This window comes from Fischerella muscicola PCC 7414, assembly GCF_000317205.1.
In the GTDB taxonomy this organism is placed as follows: domain Bacteria; phylum Cyanobacteriota; class Cyanobacteriia; order Cyanobacteriales; family Nostocaceae; genus Fischerella; species Fischerella muscicola.
Map to the genome: position 1 here is coordinate 96,923 of NZ_AJLK01000086.1, position 7,946 is coordinate 104,868.

The following is a 7,946-nucleotide window of genomic DNA, read 5'->3' on the forward strand; positions in this document are numbered from 1 at the left end:
ATTTTTATCTCCTCAGAGACTATTCAGGACTTTAAAATTACTTACGTTTATACTTAACAATTGACTAAATAAAAATTTAGTTACCTAAAATTTTGTTGCGAACAACAATAGCTCTATCGGAGAACCGGTGTTCTATGTCATCATGGCAAAATAGAATACGTATCCTTTTTTATCCACTAGGGAATCAAGCATGGCTCTCCGTCTAGGTGATACAGTACCGAACTTTACCCAAGCCTCCACAGATGGCGATATTGACTTTTATGAGTGGGCCGGTGACAGCTGGGTAGTGCTGTTCTCCCACCCCGCAGACTATACACCAGTTTGCACGACTGAGTTAGGAACCGTTGCCAAACTCAAACCAGAATTTGATAAGCGCAATGTGAAAGTAATCGCCCTGAGTGTTGATGATGTTGAGTCCCACACAGGCTGGGTAGGAGACATCGAAGAAACACAGAACACTAAACTAAACTACCCAATTCTGGCAGATGCTGATCGTAAAGTTTCTGATCTTTACGATATGATTCACCCCAACGCCAACGCTAGCGTGACGGTACGGACGGTATTTATCATTGATCCGAATAAGAAGTTGCGTCTTACCCTGACTTATCCTCCCAGCACTGGGCGCAATTTTGATGAAATTTTGCGAGTGATTGATTCGCTGCAACTAACTGATAACTACAGCGTCGCCACTCCAGCTGACTGGAAAGATGGTGATGATTGCGTAATTGTTCCTTCACTCAAAGATCCAGAAGTATTGAAGGAAAAGTTCCCCAAAGGTTATCAGGAAATTAAGCCTTATTTGCGGATGACTCCTCAGCCAAATAAATAATTGGACTGAGTGAAAGAACCTCGCCTTTTCAAGGAAGGCGGGGTTTTTTGCCAAGTGTTCAGAGTTTGAGTTTGTTTAACGAACACTCATGGAACACTCATGGAACACAGATGTTTTTGGCGTTGGCTTTGTGTTGTCTACGCCTTGCACTGTCTACCCTGTGGGAAGTCGCTTGCGCGTTTACGACTTTAAAAACTAATTCACATTAGGCGTAATTTCTGATAAGATTTTGTAAGCTTCGTTAATCAATCGCATTTTTTCTTGTGCTTGTTGTTGCAATTGTGGTTTGTCTACAAACAAGTCTGGATGCCATTTTTTGACTAAAGTTTTATAAGCCTGCTTTATTTCGACTAAGGAAGCACTCGGTTGTAATCCTAAACTAGTGTAAGCGCGAGTGATTTTATCTTTTTCCGCTTGGGTTTTAGGTTGATGAGGTGCTTGTTGACTTTGATTTTGATGCTGTTGTTTGCTAGTTTGAGAATTAGGCGATCGCATTTCGGCTTTCATTTGCGCTATTTCTTGATCCAGTTCCCAAGCACGAAATTTTGCCTCTAAGTCTTCTGGTTTGGGTGGAGGTGGAACAGATGCAGAGGAATTTCTGGTTTTTGTTTGTTGAGTTGTATTTTCCTGTTTTCTTGTCTGTGTTTGTCGATGTGTCCCCACATCCTCTTTGATACCTGCTCCTGAAAAACTATATACTGATTGTCTTGCTTTTGCTGTTGGTATTTCTACTTCTAATTCACGAGGGATAGAAATTCCCAAAGTCTTTTCTAATTCTCGATTTAACTGGTTTAAGCTATTTTGCCAATCTTGTAATTTTTGACGTTTTTGAGTTACTTCTTGTGGTTCTGATTCCTGTGTAAATTTAATCACTTGTTCAGCTTTTTTCTCATAATCAGCTAAAGCGATCGCCCCATCAGCTTGATATTTTTCTCTTAAATTTTCTAAACTCAACCAGGCACCTAATTTCTCGAAAAAATAACTAAGTCAACAGTGCAATTACTACTTGTGTTTGCAGTTTATTTCTGAACGTAGATTCAACAGCTTGTATTTAAATTCCAGATTAGAAGCCAGAAGTACTTAGCAGAAATAAAGAATCTATCTGAGAAGCAGCACCACTATAAGTAAAAATTTTTATAAGGAAGAACTCAGGTAAACTCACATATGGATATTAAAAATGGCTTTGTAGGCACCGTTGGCAACACGCCACTGATTCGGCTCAATAGCTTTTGTGAAGAAACTGGCTGTGAAATTCTGGGTAAGGCCGAATTTCTCAATCCTGGTGGTTCTGTGAAAGACCGCGCTGCACTTTATATTATTCAAGATGCAGAAGAAAAAGGCTTACTGAAACCTGGCGGCACAGTTGTAGAAGGAACAGCAGGCAATACTGGTATTGGATTAGCACACATATGTAATGCCAAAGGCTACAAATGCCTAATTATCATTCCTGATACCCAGTCTCAAGAAAAAATGGATGCTTTGAGGGCATTAGGTGCAGAAGTTCGTCCCGTCCCTGCTGTACCTTATAAAGACCCCAATAACTATGTCAAGTTATCTGGTAGAGTCGCCAGTGAAATGGAAAATGCCATTTGGGCGAATCAGTTTGATAACTTAGCCAACCGTCGTGCCCACTACGAAACCACAGGCCCAGAAATTTGGACACAAACAGACGGTAGAATAGACGGCTGGGTAGCAGCAACTGGAACTGGTGGCACTTATGCAGGTGTCTCTCTGTTTCTCAAGGAAAAAAATCCAGATATTAAATGTGTAGTTGCTGATCCGATGGGTAGCGGACTTTACAGCTATATCAAAACTGGCGAAATCAAGATGGAAGGTAATTCCATCACAGAAGGTATTGGTAATAGTCGCATCACCGCTAACATGGAAGGCGCACCAGCTGATGATGCCATTCAAATCCATGACCAAGAAGCCCTACAGGTAGTTTATCAACTGCTGCGAAAAGATGGTTTATTTATGGGTGGTTCTACAGGTATCAATGTAGCCGCAGCTGTCGCCTTAGCAAAACAGATGGGGCCAGGACATACCATAGTTACCATTTTGTGTGACAGTGGTTCCCGCTATCAGTCACGCATATTTAACCGTGAATGGTTACAATCAAAGGGACTTTTACCAGGATAGGTAGTGGTTTGTAGTTGGTGGTTGGTGGGTAGGGTAGCACAGCTACCCTACAGTAGTGGTTTGAAACAATCAACAACCAACTATCAACAAACAACTATCAACTATCAACAACCAACTATCAAAAATGAAATGTATTCGCGTCTGCCAAAATCGTACTTGTCGTAAGCAAGGATCTGCCCAAGTATTAAGGGCTTTTGAGGCTATATCTATCCCTGATGTAAAGGTAATGGGTAGCAGTTGTTTGGGACAATGCGGCAATGGGCCAATGGTATTGGTATTGCCAGATATGGTTTGGTACAGTGGCGTTTTTCCTAGTGAAGTACCTTTAATAGTTGAACAGCATTTGTTGGGTAATCAACTTGTCACCAAGATGCTTTATCATCGGTTTCATCCTCAGGAACAAAAACAATAAATTTAGTTATTCCCTCCTCGCAAGCGAACAGAGTTCGAGTGGGGTAAAAATATTGCGATCGCTTGCTCATACACCTGAATATGCCAAACTCGCATCAGCCCTGAATTTATTACACTTGATAGCAGATGGCACAAAGCAGCAATGCAGCAAAAAAGTGTATGAAACTACCAAACGGTCCAAAAACTCCTCAGCTAGTACAAATGCTCCAGTGGATCAGTAGTCCTATGAAGTATATGGAGGACTGTACTCAGCATTATGGCGATATATTTACATTACAGTTAACAGGCCCTGTAGTTTTTGTGAGCAATCCCCAAGCGCTACAGCAGATTTTGACTAGCGATACTAAAGAGTTTGCAGCCCCCGGTGAACCGTTATTTGAATCTTTGCTTGGTAAACATTCTGTAATTACTGTCACTGGTGAAGTGCATCGGCGTCAACGTCAGTTATTGATGCCTCCTTTTCATGGTGAGAGAATGCGAACCTATGCCCAAGTAATTACCAAGGTTACAGAAGAAATTATTAGCCAATGGCAAATAGACCGACCTTTTACTGTCCATCCTGCCATGCAGGCAATTACCATGCGGATCATCATGCAAGCAGTGTTTGGGCTGTATGATAGTCCCCGCGCCCAAGAATTAGAAGAACTTTTGACTTTAATACTCAATCGCGGTGGCAGTTCGCCTTTACGGACTTTAATGCTTTATTTTCCGGCTTTGCAAAAAGATTTAGGCCCATTGACTCCTTGGGGTACTTTCCTACGTCGGCGATCGCGAGTTTATCAACTTCTACAGGAAGAAATTCAAGCACGGCGAGAACAAGCTGACTCATCACGTACAGATGTGCTGAGTTTATTGATTGCAGCACAGGATGAAGCAGGTCAAACCATGACCGATGCAGAGTTAAGTGATGAGTTAATGACTTTATTAGTGGCAGGCCACGAAACTACTGCTACAGCCGTGACTTGGGCATTATATTGGATTCACAAATTGCCAGCAGTACGCGAAAAGCTATTGCAAGAACTTGATACTGTTAGCGATCGCTCTGACTCTAATACTATTTCAAAGTTACCCTATCTCAATGCTGTGTGTAACGAAAGCTTGCGTATCTACCCTGTGGCAATGCTGACTTTTGCCCGTGTAGTTCAGCAACCCCTATCTTTATGCGGATACGAACTCGAACCAGGTACAGCAGTGATGGGATCTATTTATCTCACTCATCAACGTGAAGATTTATACCCACAGCCTAAGCAATTTAAACCAGAACGCTTTTTAGAGAGACAGTTTTCACCCTACGAATTTTTACCATTTGGCGGTGGTGCAAAGCGTTGTATCGGTGCGGCTTTTGCTCAATTTGAAATGAAATTAATACTAGCAACAATTCTTTCACGTTTAGAATTAGCATTGCTAGATAACTCTGATGTCAAACCAAAGCGTCGGGGTTTGGTAACAGGGCCAGATCGCCCCATTCAAATGGTTGTGAGCAATCAGCGTCAAGTCGAGTCTCGCATACCAGAAGCTATTTCTGGATGAACTTTGATAGTTTAGGTTTAGGCAGTTGTAAAACTGTCTAAATCTTAACTTTTTTAAAAAGCTATTATGAAACTCCCTGATGGCCCGCATACACCACCCCTAGTACAACTCATCAATATACTGCTTCGTCCTTTAGAAACTCTAGAAGAAAATGCCAAGCTTTATGGAGACTGCTTTACAACTCGGATAACTGGGTTTCCACCATTAGTTGTTGTGAGTCATCCCCAGGCAATTCAAGAAATTTTGACTGCTGACTCTAAATTGTTTGATGCTGGGCAAGCTAATCAGATTTTACATCCTTTAGTAGGTGATTACTCGCTGTTATTAATGGATGGCGATCGCCATCAAAACCAGCGACGTTTATTGACTCCTCCTTTTCATGGGGAGAGAATGCGAACTTACGGTCAGTTAATTTGTGACATCACCGAGAAAGTTACTGATCGCTGGACTATCGGTAAGACTTTCGTCGCCCGTTCCATCCTGCAAGAAATTTCCCTGCGAGTTATCCTCCGCGCCGTTTTTGGTGTGGATGAAGGACAACGTTTCGAGGAGTTGCGGCGACTTCTGAGCAAGATACTCGATACTTTTGACTCACCAATTAAATCGAGTTTCTTGTTTCTGAAGATACTGCAAAAAGATTTGGGTTCTTGGAGTCCTTGGGGACGTTTTCTGTGCCAGCGAGAGCAAGTGGACAAACTTATCTACGCAGAAATTCAAGAACGTCGCCAGCAATCCCAATCATCTAGTGAAGATATCTTGAGTTTAATGATGTCGGCGCATGATGCATCTGGACAAACAATGACAGATCAACAATTGCGCGACGAATTGATGACACTACTGTTGGCAGGTCATGAAACTACCGCTTCTGCTTTAGCATGGGCATTGTATTGGATTCACAAGCAACCGACAGTCAAGGAAAAACTTTTACAAGAACTGGAAAGCATCGGTACTCATCCAGACCCTAGCGAGGTCGCTAAGCTACCCTATCTCACAGCAGTTTGTCAAGAAACACTACGTATATACCCTATTGGTTTGTTTACTTTTACTCGCATTTTAAAATCACCATTGCAGCTAATGGGTTACAACTATGAGCCGGGTACGTGTTTCGCACCTTGTATTTATTTAGTCCACCACCGTGACGATACATATCCACAACCAAAGCAGTTTCAACCAGAACGCTTTTTAGAAAGGCAATATTCACCTTACGAATATTTACCCTTTGGGGGTGGTAGCCGTCGCTGTATAGGTATGGCTTTTGCGCTGTTTGAAATGAAGCTTGTCTTGGCAAATATTTTGTCACACTGGCAACTAGATTTGGTAGATCATCGTCCTGTACACCCCGTTCGTCGTGGTGTTGCTACCACACCTGCTGGTGGTGTACCGATGATAGTGATAGACAAAAACTCCTCCACAAGTAAAATGCTTAAACCAGCTATCAGTTAAAAGTTAACAGTGATCAATAACTGATCACTGTTAACTGATAACTGTTCACTGTTAGGGGCGATTAGTTTATCCCAGGATTTCGTTGCTTCACATGATACTTGTGTCCTGCCAAGACAATAGCTAAAAATCCCCAAAGCATCATACCAGAAACTCCGAGCATCGCACTACCAAGTGGGAGAGTCGCAAAACTAGCAAGAGCAATGGCACGCGCAGCAGCCATAAAAGGATCAAAACTTGGTTCTGTAAATTGAAACACCTGAAACAACAGCAAAATTAATCCACCCAAATAAAAGATAGCGCCAAACCAACCCAGCGTAAAAAACATATCCAAAATACCGCTATCAATGACAATCGGTTCTAAGACACCTTTTTCATTCACAATGAAAGTATTACCGATGCCATTCCCCAGAATATTAGTCATTGCTTTGGTGAAACCGTCTCGATAAATCTCTTGTCTGACTTGAGCGCTGTTGTCTTTTTCGAGATTACTAAGAGTTTCTAAGCGGGTAGCAATTGCTTCAGAGAATGGTTCCATAGTGGTCAATGGCACAACACAAATAGCCATAACCAAAACAGTTACCATCAGACGCATTTGAATTTTTGGTTTGAGTGAAGACAGCAGGGTTAAGACTCCTACAAACCAGCATCCCCATAAAGTCCGCACCATTGTCAGCAGAAACGCCAAGTAACCAGCTGCTGCGGCTGGAATACGCATAAATTCAGTGCTAGTAAATAGTAATAACAAGCCTGTCATCATCATGCTGGCAAAAGGCCCTGGCGAGGCCATCGTACTCCAAACACGAATTTTCAAAGGTTCAGGATCTCCAAAACTTTTCAGCTTTGTGCTTTCTAGCCAAAATCGATCCCACTCTGGAGCAGTCACAAACTGGAAGACGCCATAAATCCCTGTCACCAAAACTCCCCAGAGAAATATACGGATCATGCTTTGACGGTACTGGGGATATTCTCGCCACTTGATAAATATGAAGAAAGCAAAACTAATCGGGGTTAACCAATCCAACATACCCCTAGCTGCGGTGAAGGGTGTAGTTTTAACAAATCCGATTAAGAAGCCATAAAATACACCCAAAAAAGCTAGTACAAAGGGCATTCCACCTTTACGAGAAGATTGGGGCAGGTTTTTTAAGGTGGTATGTAAGGTGAGGAGGGTTACTAAATATTGTGATACTAATATAAAGCGACTGGCATCAAAACCACTGCGATAATCTATGAGGCGACTAATAAAGGGTGTAAGAAACCACATCCACCAAACTAAGCCAATATAAAGGAGGGGATACCGCAGATACAGGAAAATCCCTACACCTAAAGTACCCACAATATAAATTTGGCGAGCAGCCGCACCAGCAGCGAAAGTAGATGCTACTACAACCAGCACTAGCCCCACAATTGCTAACCAACCCAGTAGTGGTGGTTGTTGTTGTTCTGAGCTTGTTGTTGCGTAACTAGTCAAATTAGCCTGCCTGTAAGTCACCGGGGTTCTCCAACATAATAGACTTCTTAAAGAAGTCGGTAAAGGGGGAAGGTGGGGTTCCCTTCTGCTTTATGAGTTGAAAGCACCTCACCCCGTCCTGTT

7 protein-coding genes are annotated in these 7,946 nt (G+C 42.3%); 5 read left to right on the forward strand and 2 right to left on the reverse strand.

Features of this window, described 5'->3' with window-relative positions:
- Positions 1-190: 190 nt before the first annotated feature.
- Positions 191-829: a peroxiredoxin gene (locus tag UYI_RS0113085; RefSeq protein WP_016867108.1), complete on the forward strand. Its 639-nt coding sequence runs from the start codon at positions 191-193 to the stop codon at positions 827-829.
- Between the two features lie 195 nt (positions 830-1,024).
- Here the strand turns inward: UYI_RS0113085 and UYI_RS0113090 are convergent, their stop codons facing one another.
- Positions 1,025-1,783: a J domain-containing protein gene (locus UYI_RS0113090; protein WP_016867109.1), complete on the reverse strand. Its 759-nt coding sequence runs from the start codon at positions 1,781-1,783 to the stop codon at positions 1,025-1,027.
- A gap of 210 nt (positions 1,784-1,993) precedes the next feature.
- On the opposite strand from UYI_RS0113090, the gene UYI_RS0113095 reads away from it, so the two are divergent.
- The 4 genes from UYI_RS0113095 to UYI_RS0113110 all read left to right on the forward strand — a co-directional run bounded on the left by UYI_RS0113095 (position 1,994) and on the right by UYI_RS0113110 (position 6,352).
- Positions 1,994-2,968, forward strand: coding sequence for a cysteine synthase A (locus UYI_RS0113095; RefSeq protein ID WP_016867110.1), 975 nt, complete (start codon positions 1,994-1,996; stop codon positions 2,966-2,968).
- Positions 2,969-3,092: 124 nt separating this feature from the next.
- Positions 3,093-3,380 carry a (2Fe-2S) ferredoxin domain-containing protein gene (locus UYI_RS0113100; protein WP_016867111.1) on the forward strand — a complete coding sequence of 96 codons (288 nt, stop codon included), beginning with the start codon at positions 3,093-3,095 and terminating at the stop codon, positions 3,378-3,380.
- A 158-nt stretch (positions 3,381-3,538) separates the two neighbouring features.
- Positions 3,539-4,909: a cytochrome P450 gene (locus UYI_RS0113105; RefSeq protein ID WP_016867112.1), complete on the forward strand. Its 1,371-nt coding sequence runs from the start codon at positions 3,539-3,541 to the stop codon at positions 4,907-4,909.
- A gap of 66 nt (positions 4,910-4,975) precedes the next feature.
- Positions 4,976-6,352 carry a cytochrome P450 gene (locus tag UYI_RS0113110; RefSeq protein ID WP_016867113.1) on the forward strand — a complete coding sequence of 459 codons (1,377 nt, stop codon included), beginning with the start codon at positions 4,976-4,978 and terminating at the stop codon, positions 6,350-6,352.
- Between the two features lie 61 nt (positions 6,353-6,413).
- Here the strand turns inward: UYI_RS0113110 and UYI_RS0113115 are convergent, their stop codons facing one another.
- On the reverse strand, positions 6,414-7,844 hold the full coding sequence (locus tag UYI_RS0113115; RefSeq protein ID WP_016867114.1) for a hypothetical protein: 1,431 nt from the start codon (positions 7,842-7,844) through the stop codon (positions 6,414-6,416).
- Between the last annotated feature and the right edge of the window lie 102 nt (positions 7,845-7,946).